The 17,639-nt window shown below is 43.2% G+C and carries 14 protein-coding genes and 1 pseudogene; 7 read left to right on the top strand and 8 right to left on the bottom strand.

Features of this window, described 5'->3' with window-relative positions:
- Positions 1 to 236: 236 nt before the first annotated feature.
- The 4 genes from FC98_RS05140 to FC98_RS05125 all read right to left on the bottom strand — a co-directional run bounded on the left by FC98_RS05140 (position 237) and on the right by FC98_RS05125 (position 3,384).
- Positions 237 to 2,162, bottom strand: coding sequence for a copper-translocating P-type ATPase (locus FC98_RS05140; RefSeq protein WP_082602773.1), 1,926 nt, complete (start codon positions 2,160 to 2,162; stop codon positions 237 to 239).
- Positions 2,163 to 2,435 (bottom strand): cupredoxin domain-containing protein, encoded by a 273-nt coding sequence (locus tag FC98_RS05135; RefSeq protein WP_056949284.1) that lies wholly within the window; start codon positions 2,433 to 2,435, stop codon positions 2,163 to 2,165. It lies immediately after the preceding gene.
- A 15-nt stretch (positions 2,436 to 2,450) separates the two neighbouring features.
- Complete coding sequence (locus tag FC98_RS05130) at positions 2,451 to 2,819, bottom strand: cupredoxin domain-containing protein (RefSeq protein ID WP_008856446.1); 369 nt, start codon at positions 2,817 to 2,819, stop codon at positions 2,451 to 2,453.
- A 217-nt stretch (positions 2,820 to 3,036) separates the two neighbouring features.
- Positions 3,037 to 3,384, bottom strand: coding sequence for a hypothetical protein (locus FC98_RS05125; protein ID WP_040471325.1), 348 nt, complete (start codon positions 3,382 to 3,384; stop codon positions 3,037 to 3,039).
- Positions 3,385 to 4,107: 723 nt separating this feature from the next.
- Between FC98_RS05125 and FC98_RS05120 the strand changes: the two genes are divergently transcribed.
- Together FC98_RS05120 and FC98_RS05115 are read left to right on the top strand one after the other, a co-directional pair.
- Positions 4,108 to 4,881, top strand: a complete 774-nt coding sequence (locus FC98_RS05120; protein ID WP_008856443.1) for a (S)-acetoin forming diacetyl reductase — start codon at positions 4,108 to 4,110, stop codon at positions 4,879 to 4,881.
- Positions 4,882 to 4,935: 54 nt separating this feature from the next.
- Complete coding sequence (locus tag FC98_RS05115) at positions 4,936 to 5,709, top strand: acetoin reductase (RefSeq protein WP_040471322.1); 774 nt, start codon at positions 4,936 to 4,938, stop codon at positions 5,707 to 5,709.
- Positions 5,710 to 6,163: 454 nt separating this feature from the next.
- Here the strand turns inward: FC98_RS05115 and carB are convergent, their stop codons facing one another.
- Both carB and FC98_RS05105 read right to left on the bottom strand, forming a co-directional pair.
- The gene (gene carB, locus FC98_RS05110; RefSeq protein WP_008857571.1) at positions 6,164 to 9,232 is read right to left on the bottom strand and encodes a carbamoyl-phosphate synthase large subunit; all 3,069 of its coding nucleotides are present in this window, start codon (positions 9,230 to 9,232) and stop codon (positions 6,164 to 6,166) included.
- Positions 9,232 to 10,293, bottom strand: a complete 1,062-nt coding sequence (locus tag FC98_RS05105; RefSeq protein WP_040471793.1) for a carbamoyl phosphate synthase small subunit — start codon at positions 10,291 to 10,293, stop codon at positions 9,232 to 9,234. The genes carB and FC98_RS05105 overlap by 1 nt, the downstream gene beginning before the upstream one ends.
- 565 nt (positions 10,294 to 10,858) lie before the next feature.
- Between FC98_RS05105 and FC98_RS05100 the strand changes: the two genes are divergently transcribed.
- Both FC98_RS05100 and FC98_RS05095 read left to right on the top strand, forming a co-directional pair.
- Positions 10,859 to 11,806 carry an aspartate carbamoyltransferase catalytic subunit gene (locus FC98_RS05100; RefSeq protein WP_040471795.1) on the top strand — a complete coding sequence of 316 codons (948 nt, stop codon included), beginning with the start codon at positions 10,859 to 10,861 and terminating at the stop codon, positions 11,804 to 11,806.
- 24 nt (positions 11,807 to 11,830) lie between these two features.
- Entirely contained in the window at positions 11,831 to 13,102 is a 1,272-nt protein-coding gene (locus tag FC98_RS05095; protein ID WP_008857568.1) for a dihydroorotase, read from the top strand.
- 77 nt (positions 13,103 to 13,179) lie between these two features.
- On the opposite strand, the pseudogene FC98_RS14170 reads toward FC98_RS05095, so the two are convergent.
- Positions 13,180 to 14,540: pseudogene (locus tag FC98_RS14170) on the bottom strand (MFS transporter).
- A 128-nt stretch (positions 14,541 to 14,668) separates the two neighbouring features.
- Between FC98_RS14170 and FC98_RS05075 the strand changes: the two are divergent.
- From FC98_RS05075 to FC98_RS05065, 3 genes are read left to right on the top strand one after another with little or no spacing between them, the layout of a single operon-like run.
- The gene (locus FC98_RS05075) at positions 14,669 to 15,784 is read left to right on the top strand and encodes an ArsR/SmtB family transcription factor (protein WP_008857564.1); all 1,116 of its coding nucleotides are present in this window, start codon (positions 14,669 to 14,671) and stop codon (positions 15,782 to 15,784) included.
- 1 nt (position 15,785) lies between these two features.
- Positions 15,786 to 16,376, top strand: coding sequence for a hypothetical protein (locus FC98_RS05070; RefSeq protein ID WP_008857563.1), 591 nt, complete (start codon positions 15,786 to 15,788; stop codon positions 16,374 to 16,376).
- The gene (locus tag FC98_RS05065; protein WP_008857562.1) at positions 16,376 to 16,957 is read left to right on the top strand and encodes a DNA-3-methyladenine glycosylase I; all 582 of its coding nucleotides are present in this window, start codon (positions 16,376 to 16,378) and stop codon (positions 16,955 to 16,957) included. Before FC98_RS05070 ends, FC98_RS05065 begins: the two co-directional genes overlap by 1 nt.
- 88 nt (positions 16,958 to 17,045) lie before the next feature.
- On the opposite strand, the gene FC98_RS05060 is transcribed toward FC98_RS05065, so the two are convergent.
- Positions 17,046 to 17,597 (bottom strand): NUDIX hydrolase, encoded by a 552-nt coding sequence (locus FC98_RS05060; RefSeq protein ID WP_054654763.1) that lies wholly within the window; start codon positions 17,595 to 17,597, stop codon positions 17,046 to 17,048.
- Positions 17,598 to 17,639: the final 42 nt, after the last annotated feature.

Here is a 17,639-nt window from a genome sequence, read left to right as displayed (position 1 = left end):
TGGCTTAGGTGCAGCTTTCTGCTTGGTGGAGCACGTTTGCACTACGATGCCAAATATGCTCACAGCCTTTTCAATTCACACTTACTTTAAAATAAAAAAGTGATGAATTAACCCCTGTTAGGTTCTAATTCATCACAAGCATAGTCTGTTGTCACTATGTTAGCAAAAATCAAAGATTCTCGATTCTAAAGTTGGCAGGTGCTTACAGGCCGATAGTTGTTTTTCAAATATAAGCATCAAGCAATTTGAGCACTTGGCGTTAACTTAGCTTTGTTCAAAAGAACGGAGCTCGTTACGACTGATAGTGAGCTTAACGCCATTGCCAGGCCAGCTAATTCTGGACTGAGTGTTAAGCCAATAAAGTAGAAGACACCTGCGGCAACTGGAATTCCCAAGACGTTGTAAACAAATGCCCAGAAGAGGTTTAACTTGATCCGGTTAAATGTTTTGCGGCTAAGCTCCAAAGCACGGTCAACATCTCTTAAGTCGTTTTTCACCAGGACGATACCGCCGGATTCAATTGCAATATCGGTTCCAGAGCCCATTGCAATTCCAACGTCCGCTGTGCTTAAAGCGGGGGCGTCATTAATTCCGTCACCGACAAATGCGACCCTGCCAGTTGTTTGAAATGACCGAACTTGATCTGCCTTGTCAGATGGTAAAACGTCAGCAACGACTTGGTCAATTCCAACCTGATCAGCAACGGCTCGGGCAACTGCTTCGTTATCGCCGGTTAACATAACCGTTTTTAACCCACGGGATTTTAAAGCGTGAATAGCAGCCTTAGACGTCTTCTTCGGGGCATCTTGAATCGCAATTAAGCCAATAACTTGATTTTCCTGACCAACGAAGACGACCGTTTTAGCCTCTTTTTGAAGGGTAGTCATTTTAGATCTGATTTCGGCTTGAATAGCCACATCTGCAAGTAATTTTTCGTTACCAACAAAGGCATGCTTACCAGCAACAGTTGCCTCGACACCCTTACCTTGAATGGCCTTGAAATTTGTCGCTTTAGTGAATTTAAGGTCGTCATCTTTAGCCTTCTTCATAATTGCGGCTGCCAATGGATGTTCTGAGGAGGCCTCCAGGCTAGCCGCGATTTTCAAGACGGTACTGGTATCGCCAATGACATCAGTCACTTGCGGCTTACCAACGGTGATGGTTCCGGTCTTGTCAAAAATAACCGTTTTAACGTCATTAACGGCTTCAAGAACTTCACCGTTTTTAATTAAAATACCCATTCGAGCACTTCTGCCGGTTCCAACCATTAATGCGGTTGGTGTCGCGAGTCCTAAAGCACATGGGCAGGCAATGACCACTACTGAAACGGCAAAAATCAATGAACTGGCAATACTTGCGCCAATAAAAACGTACCAAATTAGAAAAGTTAAAACGGCAACCATGATGACCACTGGGACAAAGATATTGGCTACTTTGTCCGTTAATCCCTGGATAGGGGCATGGCTATTTTGCGCTTTTTTAACTAAGGCAACGATTTGAGAAAGCATGGTATTTTTACCAATCTTGGTTGCTTTAAATGTGAAAGCGCCTGTCCCGTTGACGGTTGCACCAACGACTGAATCGCCAACCTTTTTATTAGTTGGCATACTTTCGCCAGTAACCATTGATTCATCGATAGTAGAGGATCCTTCGACAATTTGGCCGTCAACCGCAATTTTTTCACCGGGGCGCACCCTAATTAAATCGCCGAGAACAATTTCTGAGACGGGGACTTTAACGGGTTTGCCGTCACGAATCACTTCCGCGTCCTTTGCTTGGAGATTGACTAATTTTTCAACGGCATTCGAAGCGTTATTGCGCATTCGTTCCTCGAAGACTTGTCCAAGCAAGACAAAGGTAACAACAAACGCTGCACTTTCAAAGAACACCGGTTGATGAGTCAACATTGCGTAAACGCTATAAATGTAAGCCGTTGATGTGCCAATGGCAACTAGGGTGTCCATGTTTGAATGATGTTTTTTAAATGCGGCCGTGGCGGTTTTGATGAATGGCCCACCCGCAATTATCATGACAATGGTCGTTAAGGCAAACATGGTTAACTCACCACCTGGCAGCATCCAACCAAATGGTTTTAAAATCATTTCAATGAGCATCGGTAACGAAAAGATTAAGGATACCCAGAATCGGTTTGTAACGTTCAACTATTTCACCTCGACTTTCCCGGAGAACATGTCCATGCCGCAACTAAACTGATAGTCGCCAACTTTATCTGTGGGAATCTGAACGGTTTTTTTCACGTTTAGCGGGAGTTCCTCTGAAAATCCCAGGCTCTTTGAATGAACAACGTTTAAGCATCCTTGGTCATTAATGCGGTTAAAGGTGATTTCTGCAGGGATACCTTTCTTTAATGTAATAACTTGGGGATTATAGCCGCCCGCAACGGTTACTTCGACTGATTGTTTGTTTGTATTCATTATTAATTCCTCCAATTATTTGATGACTAATTTGCCATGAAACATATCCATACCACATGCCCATTGGTATTCGCCGGGCTTGCTGGTATCGATGTTAACTGCCTCTTTTTGGTTTTGGGGTAATTCCTGGTTAATGCCAAAGTCCGAAAAGACGACATGATCCAAACACGATGAACCGTCTCGTCTTGTAAAGTTAAGGACGGCGGGGATGCCTTTTTTTAACACGACAATTTCAGGCGAATAGCCGCCATTAACTTGAACGTCAACCACTTGCTTACTGCCGGCAACTTTGGCCTGTTCTTCGGCAACGTCATGTTTACCGAAGAACCACCAAGCAACAAATGCGATAATGGCTAGTCCAATTACCAATACAATGAGTTTCAATACACTGCCTCCTTATTTGAATGGTTGAAAAGATAATTAACTTAATTGGTTTACAAACGTAAACTTCAATTAACATATTATCCTTGAAGTCTACACTTGTCAACTAAATTCAAAAAATAAAAACCGTTCATCCAAAATGAAGAGGAGAAACGGTTTTTACGAACATGTGATTATTAGTAGGTAGAATTATAAATTACCATGACACAATTAGCGAATTCTAGTCCTTAATGTCGCGAATCTGATCAATTAGTTTAAGAAAATCATTCGCAGCAGTTCGGTAATCTTCGATTTGATTACCGTATTTTTCGTTGAAGCCCTCAAGACCACCAGCAACGAAGGCGTATTCATAATCATAAACTTTTTCGTAAGCAGCTGCAAAAGCTGCAAGCAAGTCGTGATGTTTGCCATCTAATTGTAGGGCCATTTCAACGACTCGAAAATCAGTATAAGCTAATTCAAATTGAATTGCCCAAGCACGCATAAAATCGTGTTGAGCTTCGATATGGGCAAAATGATGCTGCGTATTCCAGGTTAATCGATCTAGTGATTTTTTGACGTCTAACATGTAAATCCCTCCTAAAAAATAAAGTGAGCGGAGCCAGGCGGTTAGCAATCGGAGTGTAAGTCTCCTCCAACGGAAATTCCCGGGGTTGGAATTTTTGCTGGAGGTGCTTACGCGCAGATTGCTGCCTGGAGGAGCTGTCCTAGTAAAGTGAGCGGAGCAAAGCGGTTAGAAGCTGGAGCCTAAGCCATCTCGACCAGAAATCCCGGTTTTGGATTTTTGGTCGAGATGGCTTAGGTGCAAGCTTCTGCTTTGCGGAGCTGTCCTAGAAAAGTGAGTTTCGCAAAGCGGTTAGGGTTCGGAGTGTAAGTCTCCTTCGAGAGAAATTCCCGGGCTTGGAATTTTTCCCGAAGGTGCTTACATGCAGGTTTCTGCCTGGAGGAGCTGTCCTAGTAAAGTGAACGGAGCAAGGTTTCTGTCTGGTGCAGCTGTCCTCCAACATCGTCATGGACAGAAAACTCACCTATATTCAACAGCTTTTGACAATGAAGCGCAAACAAAACGACTTTATTTTCACAAGTAATATCTATAAAGTTATGATTATTTTGCTTACTTCTCAAAATTAGTTATAGTGATGGCGGATTCACGACATCTTAACTGATATATTAAGAATAAAAAAGTGAAAATACCGCGTAAAAAGTCTTGTATTGTATTTCACAAGGCCGCAGGTTATAATCGATAAATAAGTTGTAATTGAATTCACAAGATAAGACGGAGGTTTCTTAAATGGCTAAAAAAGTTGCGTTAATAACGGGTGCTGGTCAAGGAATTGGGGAGGCAATTGCTCAACGATTGTCTGATGACGGATTTGCCGTTGCCCTTGTCGGCCGTCATTTAGATAAGGTTCAAAAAGTTGCTGATGCGATTAATCAGAATGGCGGAGAAGCGTTGGCTATTAAAGCTGATGTATCAGATCGTGACCAAGTGTTTGCTGCGGTTGACGAAACTAGTAATAAGTTTGGCGATTTTAACGTTATTGTTAATAACGCTGGTCTTGGCCCAACCACACCAATTGATACGATTACCCCTGACGATTTTGAGTGGGTTTATAAGGTTAATGTTGGTGGTGTTCTTTGGGGAACCCAAGCTGCTCACAAGGCTTTTAAGAAATTTGGTCATGGCGGTAAAATCATCAATGCAACTTCACAAGCCGGGGTTGTTGGTAATCCTAATCTGGCCTTGTATGTTGGCACGAAGTTTGCGATCCGGGGAATTACTCAGACAATAGCCCGCGATTTAGCTGAAGAAGGGATTACAGCTAATGCATTTGCCCCTGGAATTGTTAAAACCCCAATGATGTTTGATATCGCTCATGAAGTCGGCCAAAACGCTGGTAAAAGTGATGAATGGGGAATGCAAACCTTTGCTAAGGACATTGCAATGAAGCGGTTATCAGAACCAGCGGACGTTGCTGCTGCGGTATCGTTCTTGGCAGGTAAGGACTCAAATTACGTTACTGGCCAGACATTGATTGTAGATGGCGGGATGCAATTCCAGTAATACGCATAAAACAAGTTTGAATAAATTTTAATAACGATAATGGAGGATTTACACATGACAAAGAAAGTTGCTTTAATTACAGGAGCCGGTCAAGGAATCGGTGAAGGAATTGCTCGCCAACTCGCTACTGATGGCTTTGACGTTGCATTATCTGGTCGTCATTTGGATAAAGTTCAACGAGTTGCTGATGATATCAATAAAAATGGTGGCAACGCCATTGCAATTCAGTCTGATGTTCAATATAAAGACCAAGTTTTTGACTCTGTAAAGCAAACGGTTGCCAAGTATGGCCAAATGGATGTTTTTGTTAACAACGCTGGGATTGCCCACGTTGCGCAAATTTGCAACACCACAGAAGAAGATTTAGACAAATTGCTTGATATTAACGTTAAGGGAACTTTCTTCGGGATTCAAGCTGCTGCAGCCCAATTCAAGAAGCAAAAAACGCCTGGCAAGATTATTAACGCTTCCTCAATTGCCGGTCATGAAGGCTTTGAATTACTGGGCGGTTATTCAGCTACTAAGTTTGCAATCCGGGGATTAACTCAAGCTGCTGCTAAGGAATTAGCGCGTGACCAGATTACAGTTAACGCATATTGCCCAGGAATTGTGTTGACACCAATGTGGGATCAAATCGATGAGGAAATGGGTCAAGTTAACCACGTTGCAAAGGGCGAATCCCTTAAAGAATACTTGAAAGGGATTGCTTTAGGCCGTGGTGAAGAACCACAAGATGTTGCCAATTTGGTTTCATTCTTAGCAAGCGAAAAAGCAAATTATATCACGGGTCAGGCGATCATGGTTGACGGTGGTATCAAGTACGTTTAAACCATTACAAATAATTTCAATGTCAACAAAGCGCGTCAGCCAAGGATTCTTGGTTGACGCGCTTTTTAATAACCAGCTATGTTGGCCTGCTTTGTTCCATTCACTCACTTTTAGGACAGCTTCTCAAAGCAGAAGCTTGCACCTAAGTCATCTAACTAAAAATCTCCGTGGATTAAGCATCCTGGCGATATTGCAGAAACGCGCTGCACCAAGCAGAGACTTGCACCTAAGCCTTCTCCGCCAAAAATCCAAGCCCGGGATTTCTGGCGGAGAAAACTTAGGCTCCAGTCTCTAATCGCTTGGTTCCGCACTCTGACCGCTTTGTTTTGCTCACTATTTAGGACAGCTGCACAGAGCAGAAACTGGAACATAAGCACCTCGGACAAAAATTCCCAAAACCAGGAATTTCTGTCCGAGGAGACTTATGTTCCAGTTTCTAAATGCTCTGCTCCGCTCACTTAATTAATTGTGGTTGGAAGATGCCCAGTACCGTATCTTGTGCAGTGAATACTGGTACTTGGTGACTCAAAGCATTTGCAACGAGTTGTTTCTCATCGTCAGTTTCATCCTCTGACGAGAGAACAAATGCAATTTTTTCTGGCCAATCCATGTCCGGCTGATAAGCTTGGACTTCAAAGCCAGCACTCTTTAATTTACTAGCAACGTGGTCATCGTTGGCATCGAATTCTGAGATTAAGACTACGCCGTTAAGATCGTTAGTGTCAATGTGGTAACTATCAAATAGTGCGTTGTGCATCGCTGCTTGGAGCGTATCCCCACTACCGATATCTTCACCAGTAGACTTCATTTCCGGACTCAATGCAGTTGGCGCTCCCGGCAGCTTTGCAAATGAGAATACCGGTGCTTTAACGTAAACTTTGGCCGGCTCTGGATTCAAACCTGGGATTAATCCAAGGTCTTCAAGGGACTTGCCAAGAATTAGTTGGGTTGCTAACTGAGCGAGGTGTCGTTTAGTGATCTTGCTCATGAATGGCACGGTTCGAGATGCCCGGGGGTTAACTTCAATGACATAGACGGTATCGTTGGCAGCGATAAATTGAATGTTCATCATTCCAACCGCGTGAACTTGTTCACCAATTTTAGTTGCAATTGCCACAATTTGATCTTTTGTGTCAGCCGATAAATGCTGGGGTGGATACATTGCGATCGAGTCGCCGGAGTGGATGCCAGATCCCTCTAAATGTTCCATAATTCCAGGAACGAAGACTTGTTGACCATCGCTTAAAATATCCACTTCACATTCAATACCGTGAATATATTGGTCAATCAAGAGTGGTTCGCCATGACTGGCCTTTAATGCGGGAACGAGATACTCATTTAGTTCATCTTCATCATGGACGACTGCCATCCCTTTGCCACCAAGGACAAAGCTTGGCCGAACGAGTACTGGGAACCCAAGACGGTGGGCAATCTCTTGGGCTTCGGCAATTGTCGTTGCGGTGTCGCCCTTTGGATGGTCAATATCTTGGTCAATTAATAGATTTTCAAATTCATGACGATTTTCCGTTTGCTCGATGCCATGAAGGGAAGTTCCCAAAATGGAAACACCGTGTTCAGTTAACGCTTCAGTGAGGTTGATGGCGGTTTGGCCACCAAATTCAACGATGACGCCGATTGGTTTTTCGAGGTTGATCACGTTCATGACGCTATCAATGTCCAATGGTTCGAAGTAAAGTTTGTCAGAAATCGAGAAATCGGTTGAGACCGTTTCGGGATTATTATTAATAATAATTGCATTGTAACCAGCGGTTTGAATGGCTTTAACACAGTGAACAGTGGCGTAATCAAATTCGACACCCTGGCCGATTCGAATAGGGCCAGCGCCGATGACGACGATACTGTTGCCGAGTGGTTTACTTTCGTTTTCATGACCAATTGTACTGTAATAGTAAGGTGTTGTACTTTCAAACTCAGCTGCACAGGTATCCACCATCTTGTAAACGAGGTGCTGGTCTTCCATATTACTAAGCTTTTCCAGCTCATGATCAGTCGTTGATCGGATGGCCTCGATCATTGTGTTGTTAAAACCAAGTTTTCTGGCATCAAGAACGAGGTCAGCACATAACAGACCGTCAGATAATTTCTGCTGCATCTTGATAATGGCTTCAAGTTTTGAAAGGAAATACATATCAATTTGAGTGGCTCGGTTAATTTGTTGGATCGTGGCACCCTTACCAATTGCAGCGAATAATTCGAATAACCGATAATCTGTCGGTGTTTTGATCTTTTCAAGGAGGTCTCCGAGTGACATGCCCTTGGTATATTCGGGGATCAAATCAACTTGAGCCTGCTTATCTAATTCGAGTGATTGGACAGCTTTAAGCAATGATTCTTCGATGGTACTACCGATTGCCATGACTTCCCCAGTGGCTTTCATTTGGGTTCCCAGTTTTCGATCCGCGTTTGTGAATTTATCGAACGCAAAGCGGGGGATTTTGGCGACAACGTAGTCCAACGCTGGTTCAAACATTGCAAATGTGGTTTGCGTAATTGGATTGATAATTTCATCTAAATTCAAACCAACCGCAATCTTAGCAGCAATTTTGGCGATTGGGTAACCAGTTGCTTTAGAGGCTAATGCGGATGAACGGCTTACACGAGGGTTAACTTCAATTACGTAATAGTTCTCGCTGAAGGGATCCTGAGCAAGCTGAACGTTGCAGCCACCTTCGATTTTCAAAGCGTTAACGATCGTCAATGAGGCGTCCCGTAATCGTTGATATTCTTTGTCGGTTAAAGTTTGCGTTGGTGCGAAAACAATTGAATCACCGGTGTGCACACCAACGGGATCGAAGTTTTCCATTCCAGTCACAATAATCGAACTGCCATGGTGGTCACGCATTACCTCAAATTCAATTTCCTTATAGCCGGCAATACTCTTTTCCACCAGGCATTCAGTTGATGGTGACATGGTGAGACCTCGGTTCAAAATCGTTGTCATTTCGGCATCGTTGTGGGCGATACCACCACCGGTTCCTCCAAGGGTGTATGCAGGGCGAATGATAACTGGGTACGCGATTTGGTGTGCGAACTTGATTCCGGTTTCCAAGTCGTAAACCGTTTTTGAAGCGGGAATTGGTTGGTGAAGTTCTTCCATCAGGTCTTTAAACTGTTCCCGGTCCTCAGCTTGGTTGATTGTTTTAAGGCTGGTACCAAGTAATTCAATGTTAAGCTTATCTAAAATCCCGTCCTTACTGAGTTCAACGGCCAAATTTAGACCAGTTTGACCGCCTAGAGTTGGTAAAATGGCGTCGGGGTGTTCTTTGATTAGAATTTTCTTTAGGCTGGGAACCGTTAGCGGCTCTAAGTAAACTTTATCGGCAATTTCATCATCGGTCATGATGGTTGCTGGATTGGAGTTCACTAAAATCACTTCATAACCTTCTTCACGCAAGCTCAAGCAAGCTTGGCTGCCGGCATAATCAAACTCTGCCGCCTGGCCAATGACAATTGGACCCGAACCAATGATCACAATTTTGTTAATATCTGTTCGTTTTGGCATTAGTGAACCTCCTCTGTTGCGTGCATTAAATCAATGAAATGGTCGAATAATTTAGCTGCGTCATGTGGGCCAGGGGCTGCTTCTGGATGGTATTGGACTGAAAAGATTGGCCGGCCAGGATAGCGTAGGCCTTCAACCGTTTTATCGTTAACTTCAAGGGCGGTTACTTTCAATGGTGTTTCTTTAATCGAATCCGCGTCAACGGCATAACCATGATTTTGTGACGTGATGAAGATATCACCGTTTTCCAAGTTCTTGACGGGATGATTAATGCCCCGATGACCAAACGTCATTTTGTAAGTTTTAGCACCGTTAGCTAATGCAAGCAGTTGGTGACCAAGACAGATACCAAAGATTGGGAAGGCCTCCTGGAGCTTTTTGATGACGGGAAGAAAATCAGAATAAGCTGTTGGATCACCAGGACCATTTGATAACAGAATTCCGGTCGGGTGGAGCTTTGCGATATCTTCGTAGGTTGATTCTGGGGTAACGACCGTAACGTCAATTTCTTTTCGCTGTAGTGACTTGACAATGTTTGCTTTGACCCCGAAGTCAACAAGCACAACGTGATCGATTTTTTTGTCGCTTGATGCGGATAATGAAGCCATTTTGATGATTGAAGCCTGATGATCACTAGCTGATTTCTTTTTATCAACTGGGAAGTTGGTTAAGCTGGCTTTCATGGTCCCGTATTGGCGAATGATTTTGGTTAGCTGCCGTGTATCGATGCCGCTAATTGCAGGGATCTTAGATTGTTTCAAGTAAGCGTCTAGCGAGATGACACTTTGATAGTGAAATGCTTGTTCAGTCATTTCTTTAACCACAACGGCGGCTGCTTCCACTTTGTTTGATTGGTTGGTTCCAAGTGAAATACCATAGTTGCCGATTAATGGATAAGTAAACGTGATGATTTGGTTTTGATACGATGGGTCGGTCAGGGTTTCTTGATAACCGGTCATACTGGTTGTGAAAACTAACTCACCGTTGATTTCGCCACCTAAATCGCCACAGGCCGTACCAACAAAGACGTCCCCATTTTCTAGTGTTAAATATTTTTTCATATTCAGGCCTCCAATTTTACTAACATCCACGTGATACAAGCGGCTAACGCTTTTGATGTATAAAGATAGGAGCTTTTCCGTTAAATGTCAAGCGAATTTATGCATTATTTCGGATTATTTGGATTTTTATGTACATTATAAAAGGCATATGTATATTTATTATAATGTGCTGTAATCTCTTAATCCAAGCCAGTATAGATAAGATGATTATCATTTCTTGAATCTAATCATTATTTGGATAAATAATCATTTACAAAATTATTTTTTGAAATGGCCTTGTATTTTTACTGAAAATGGCATATGATTCAAATAACAAAAAAAGAACCTTTAATTTTAACCCCGTGAGGTTAATAAGGCATCGGTGAACCTAAGACTATCTTGGGACTTACTTCAACCTCTTTACCCTCCGGCGGTAAAGGGGATTTTTTTATGAAGATAATTATGAATGACGATTTAATTGTTCCCGTGAGAGCAAAACGTCCTAAACATGTGGTTTCATCCCACAACTGGAGCGCTTTGCGAACATGGCAAGGCGCTTTTATTATTCCTGAGGAGGAACCTAATGATGATGCAAATTACTAAGCCAGTAAGTTTTGAGAATGTTGTTAGTATGGAAGACCTTTCAGCTCAAGATGTCTTATCATTTATCCATGAGGCTTCGGATTTTAAGGCCGGTAAGCAAATTGAATTAAAGCGACCTGTTTATGCCGCAAACTTGTTCTTTGAAAGTAGTACGAGAACCCATACCAGCTTTGAAATGGCTGAACGTAAGCTGGGCTTGCAAGTTGTTAATTTTGATCCATCAAACAGTTCACTTAGCAAAGGTGAATCAATGGGCGACACAATTAAGACGTTCCAGGCGATTGGTGTTGACGTTATGGCAATTCGGGATCGAAAGAACGAATACTACAAGGACCTAATCGCTGATCCAAATGTCCATGTCGGGATTGCAAACGGTGGTGACGGCTCAGGTCAGCATCCATCACAATCGTTACTTGATATGATGACAATTTATGAAGAATTTGGTCATTTTGAAGGCCTTAAGGTTGCGATTGTTGGTGACTTGACCCATTCGCGAGTTGCTCGTTCTAATATGGAAGTCTTAACGATGCTGGGTGCTCACGTTTACTTTGGTGGGCCTAAGAAATGGTATACCGAAGAATTTGCTAAGTATGGTGAATGGTTGCCAATTGATGAGTTGGTCTCTCAAATGGATGTGATGATGTTTCTCCGGGTTCAGCACGAACGAATCGCTGACGACGAAAATGGCGCCTTCTCCGCTGAAAAGTATCACGCAATGTATGGGTTGACTGAGGACCGTGAACAGATGATGCCAGAACATTCAATTATTATGCATCCAGCTCCCGTTAACCGCGGCGTTGAAATTGCGGATTCATTAGTGGAATGCGACAAATCACGAATTTTCCCACAAATGGCCAACGGTGTCTTTGTGCGGATGGCAATCATGACGAGCTTGCTGCGTTACCGTGACCTTGTAAAAGAAGAATATTAATTTCAGCGAGGAGAATTTAACTTAATGAAACGCCTGATTGCGAATGGCCGAATTTTAGAAAATGGTAGGTTAACCGACCGAGATATCTTAATTGAAGATGGCCGGATTAAAAAAATAGCTTCTAATATAGGAAGAAATGGTGTCGATGACGTCATTGATGCTCGACACAACTTTGTTAGCCCAGGCTTAGTGGATGTTCATGTCCACTACCGCCAACCAGGTCAAGAACAAAAGGAAACTATTAAAACTGGGAGTATGGCGGCAGCACACGGTGGTTTCACCACGGTATGTGCAATGCCGAACGTCACACCAGCACCTGATAGTCCAGCGAATATTGCCCAGCTGATTAAACTCAATCAAACCGATGGCGTGGTCCATATTAAGCAATACGCGACAATTACCACCAACCGTGGTGGCGATGAATTAGTTGATTTTCCCGCACTTAAAAAAGCTGGGGCCTTCGCGTTTAGTAACGACGGCAATGGCATTCAAAAGAGTAGTACGATGTATGAGGCCATGCAACAGGCGGCTAAGCTTAATATGGCAATCGTTGAGCATGTCCAAGATGATGCACTTACATATCAAGGTGTCTTAAACGAAGGGGCGGCTAGCCGGCTTGGCTTAAAGGAAATGCCATGGGTCAGTGAAACTGCTCAAGTTGCCAGGGATGTTATTTTGGCTGAGGCAACTGGTGTTCATTATCATGTCTGTCACGCTTCTTCGAGACACACGGTGGCTGTTATCCGGGCTGCTAAAAAAGCTGGAATTAACGTGACCGCGGAAGTTACACCGCACCATCTGTTATTGTCGGATGAGGCCATTAAAACTGATGACCCTTACTACAAAATGAACCCACCGTTGAGGGGCGAAGACGACCGTCAAGCGCTCATTGAAGGGCTATTAGATGGCACAATTGACATGATTGCTACCGATCATGCTCCCCATACGAAGGTGGATAAGGCCGGTTCAATCGCCACCGCATCATTTGGGATTACAGGTAGTGAGACGGCGTTTAACATGCTTTATACCAAATTTGTGAAAGCCGGTATCTTTACACTCGCTCAACTTATCAATTGGATGGCAATAAAACCGGCAGCTGTCTTTAAAATGGCCGATGCTGGTACGCTCGAAACTGGCCGACCAGCCGACCTGGCAATCTTTGATCTAGATCATTCTCATCAAATTAAAGAAAGCGACTACCTTTCAAAGGGGGTCAATACACCATTTACTGGTGAAACGGTGTATGGCAATACGGTCATGACGTTGGTGGCTGGTAAGATCGTGTATAAGAATTAATCATTGTTAATAACGTAAACAGCCAATTTAGTTTAGAGTTTATAAACTAGACTGGCTGTTTTTTTGCGTTTAAAGAACTAGGTGCGATTCCTGTTGGTGAAGAACAGGTCAGCTACAATGACGATTGCAACGATAAGAAGAGTGACTAACCAAGCAGAGCGGACCCCAGTTGCCAAGTTAGGCTGGGTTAAGTTGATGATTGTCGAACCAATTGCGGTGCCACTGGCAATGGCAATATTTTGGGCCATCCGCTGTAATGATCCCAGCATTCCTTGAATGCTTGCTGATCCTGACTGCATAAGGGCACCGATGTTGGCTGGCTGAAAATAACCGCCACCAATTCCAAATAGCAGAAGCAGGCCGGACACACCTAGTGCAGGCACGTGATCACTGAGAAACCCTAGTAAGGCGAGTGAACTTGCCATGATGACGAGGCCCAATAAACTAAAACGCGCATTTTTAGTGCCATCATTTTGATTACCTGATAGGTGAGAAAAGAAAACCAAGCCAAGCGGAGCGCCTAAAACCAGTAAACCAGTAAGGCCAACGTTAATGTGCCGTAGTTCTTCAAAAATAAATGGTGGAAGCAAGAAAATAATGGCGGAGGCAAAGCCAAAGGCAATTGTTTATCCTAAATAATGCCAGATGCCGATTGATTGTGATAATGCATTGAAGTCTAGTAGGGGATGCTGAAATTTTTGCTCAGTCAAGTAAAAGATAATGCCAATAATGATGCCGCAGCCAATGAGCGTTAAGCCGAGAAAAAAGTTACTGGCGTTACTTAAGAGTGAAAAGCCAACTAGCAAACTAATGATCATTAACCCGTTGATAATGCTGCCAATTAGGTCAAATGGTGACTGAGCGGTTCTTTCATGAATGTGGTTGATGAGTAATTGATTGAAGACAATTCCCAATATCGCAAAGGGAACGTTCAACCAAAAAATAAACCGCCAAGCATTTATCGCTAGAAAGAGGCCACCAACCGAAGGACCCAAAATTGGGCCAGCCCCGATCATAATTCCTAAGATGCCCAGCGCCCGAGAAACATTTCGCTGATCAATGAGAGTTGTGACGAGGGCTGCCGAAGTGGCCTGTAATGCTGCGGCGCCAATTCCTTGAATGACTCGGAAAATAATAAGGCTGAAGATGGTTGGTGAAAGCCCGCATAGAAAGGATCCGATACCGAAGATCATCAGTCCAAGTAGAGGGATATCTTAAGCTTGCCAAATCGATCCCCTAAGTAACCAAACGGCAAAATAAAAACGGCTAAACTAACGGTGTAGCCAACGACGCTGAGAGCGGCCGTGCTAGCTGATGCGTGAAACTGATGGGCCAAATACGGTAGGGCAACATTGATAATTCCAGTATCCAGTGTTGACAGTAGCATGCCCATTCCGGAAATCATTAGGACAAGAAAATTTTGAGTACGGTTATTAATTGAATTTAATTGATGATTTGCATTTTGACTCATGAATGAGGCTCCCTTGATTTGTGATGAATTCATGATATGATGTTCTCGTATCTTAATCAAACGATTTCAACATATTAGAATTGAAAGGTAAAATAATGACGATTGAAATTGACTTTGGCCCCTATGCATCTCAAACCAACGAAACGTTAACGCAGAGAATTCAATTTGTTTATTCACCGTTAAACGAACTATTTAGAAGCTTACATGTACTTTTAAATCCACGCCATCACGGGATGAATATTGATTGGGCATTGGCATCCCGACAAAAGCTTTCCAGCCAATTCTTTAATGATTTACATTATTTCGAATTGATTTATGAACTGGGCGTGCCACCCGTCTTCTTTAATAATTTTGAACAGTTGGCTGATAACTTGGATGATGAAATTGCGCATTTACGACTTTTTCTCCGACGAACGGATCCCCAGATTGTTCGCCAAAGTCTTGAACAAGTCGCTCGCGATCGTGAAAACAAGTTTATTCCTAAGTTGGCTAAAAGTTTGGAATGGCAGGACTATCAACCAACGATGGCGCATAGCCTATTACAGGATTTGCAAACGGATCCTGATGAGGTATACGGCCATTTATTTAAGTTTATTGCTGATTACCGGGAACAGGTATTTGATCAAACTTGGCAGGATCGTGCACTTAGTCAGTTTTTGATTACAGAGATCAAGAACCAGTCTGAGTACCTTAGAAACCATGGCTTTGTTCAATTGATTAACCATTTACAGGTGGATCGGATGCATTGGCAGCAAGGGAAGCTCATGGTGACCAAGCCATTTGACGATCACATTAAGTTAAATGACGACGAAGTGATCTTACTGGTTCCTAGCTATTTTGTTTGGCCACATTTATTTGTTGATCATTTTTCCAGCGGGGTGACGATTACTTATGACGCGCTCAATAAGGTTAAGACCCGAGTGAAGGTGAATGAACTTTCAAGTGTTTTTAATGCACTAAGCGATCCGGTCCGATTAAAGATGATGGCTTACTTGGCTGATGAGCCGCGCACCACGCAGTCACTGGCTCAAATTATGATGATGAGTGATTCAACGGTGTCCCATCACCTCAAATTATTGCGGGATACGCATCTCATAAATGGGGAGAAGCAACGAAAATTCGTGTTATATTCACCAACTGGTTTGGCCGAAGAAATGATTCCGAATTTTTATGCATACTTAACTGCGGGCGAAGAGCAAGGAGAGATTTAGGATGGACGAACAATCAATTTTATCAGTATTAAGCTGTCAACGTTATTTAACGGTAATTGAGATTAGTAAAATTACTAAGCAACCAGTGTTGGCCTGTCAGCAAATTTTGATTCGATTGCAGCATGCAGGGCAGATTCAAGAACGCCACTTTGCCGGTCGGGATTACTTTCGATCAAATCATACTGAACAAGAAACAGCCTTAGGAGCCACTGCTGCTTCATATCTTGCTAATCGAAAAGCCGCTGTTAAGCTGGGAGATGCTAGAACCTGTTATCACCATCTTGGTGGCAAAGCGGGGGTTGAGTTGTTCAAATTATTGATCACTCAGCAGTTTGTGAAGGTGACGGGGATGGATCGATATGCCTTAACCGATGCCGGGCGCCAGCAACTCAGCCAATTTCTAAAGCGTCCTGTTCAACAATTCAGTGTTGCCACGTGTATTGATTTTTCAGAACGGCAGCCCCATTTGGCTGGTAAACTTGGCAATGATGTGTTTCGTGGATTAGTTGATGCCCATATTCTAGCCTTAGGTAATGGGCGGATAGTAAACGTCAATCGCCCATTAGACCAATGGATTAAGGAGATTCTTTGATGAAATCTGATGTGAAACGGTGTGCCTGGGCCGAAACTGATAATCAATTACTCCAGGACTATCATGACCAAGAATGGGGCCGAAAAAGTCACGACAGCCGCCATTTATTTGAGCTGCTTTCTTTAGAGATCATGCAGGCGGGCCTGAGTTGGCAAACGGTTTTGAATAAGCGGGTAGCTTTTAAGCAGGCTTTTGATGATTTTAATTATGTTAGTGTTCAGAAAATGACTGATAAAATTCCTGAATTAATGGCGAATGCAAAGATTATTCGAAATCGTCGGAAATTAGTGGCGATTATCAATAATGCCAAAGTGATTGCCAAACTAGCTGATAATGGTCAATCATTTGATCGTTATATGTGGCATTTTGTGGGCGGCCAGCAAATTCAACATCATTACGACGCTCACGAAGAAGTTCCTGGAACGGATGACCTAGCGCGCCAAATCAGTAAACAAATGAAGCACGATGGCTTTTCATTTGCCGGCCCGGTGGTTGTGTATTCATTTATGCAGGCGGCAGGGATGGTCAATGACCATGAAGTGGGATGTTATGTCTATAAAGAGATTGTGGCGGGTGACTGAATAAAAAGTTAGTTACGAACTCTTAAGTCAAAAAAACGATTAGTCACATTTGGGCCATGTAATGGTCGCAATTGTGAGTAATCGTTTTTTATTTCATAAATAATTCATAATAGCTAACCGTCGACACTGCCTGAGCTGTATTGACCTTACCAACTTTAATCCATTGAAGGACTTGGGTGAGTGGCACAAGCTCACTGTTGACGAATTCATCCTGATCAAAGTGAGTTGAAACACGGTCGATGGGATCAAATTTGATCAGCATCAAGTCAGCAAATTGATCCATGAACCCCTCTGATGAGGTGATCCGAGTCATCTTGGTGACGGATTGCGCGATGTAGCCAGTTTCTTCCTGTAGTTCCCGTTTAGCAGCTTGGTCAGCGGTTTCGCCAGGATTCACAATTCCGGCTGGTAGTGAGACGGAATCACTGTTGACGCCAGCACGGTATTCGCTGGTCATGATAACTTGCTGATCAGCAGTGATTGCTAGGATTGTGATGGTAGGGTCGGTCTTGATTAAATCACGTTCGACTTTCAGGCCATCAGGGGTTTGGATGTGCAGCTGATCGACAGCAAATACCCGGCCACTGTAAATATTTTTGCGATCGAGGATTCTACCGGGGTGATGCCAAGTTTTAAACACGTGAAGGCCTCCTCAGATAAAACAATTTTGCTAAGCTAATTA

It is taken from the genome of Lentilactobacillus kisonensis DSM 19906 = JCM 15041 (assembly GCF_001434135.1).
In the GTDB taxonomy this organism is placed as follows: Bacteria; Bacillota; Bacilli; order Lactobacillales; family Lactobacillaceae; genus Lentilactobacillus; species Lentilactobacillus kisonensis.
The sequence above is the reverse complement of the archived record's forward strand: the minus strand, read 5'-3'. Positions and strand labels throughout refer to the sequence as shown.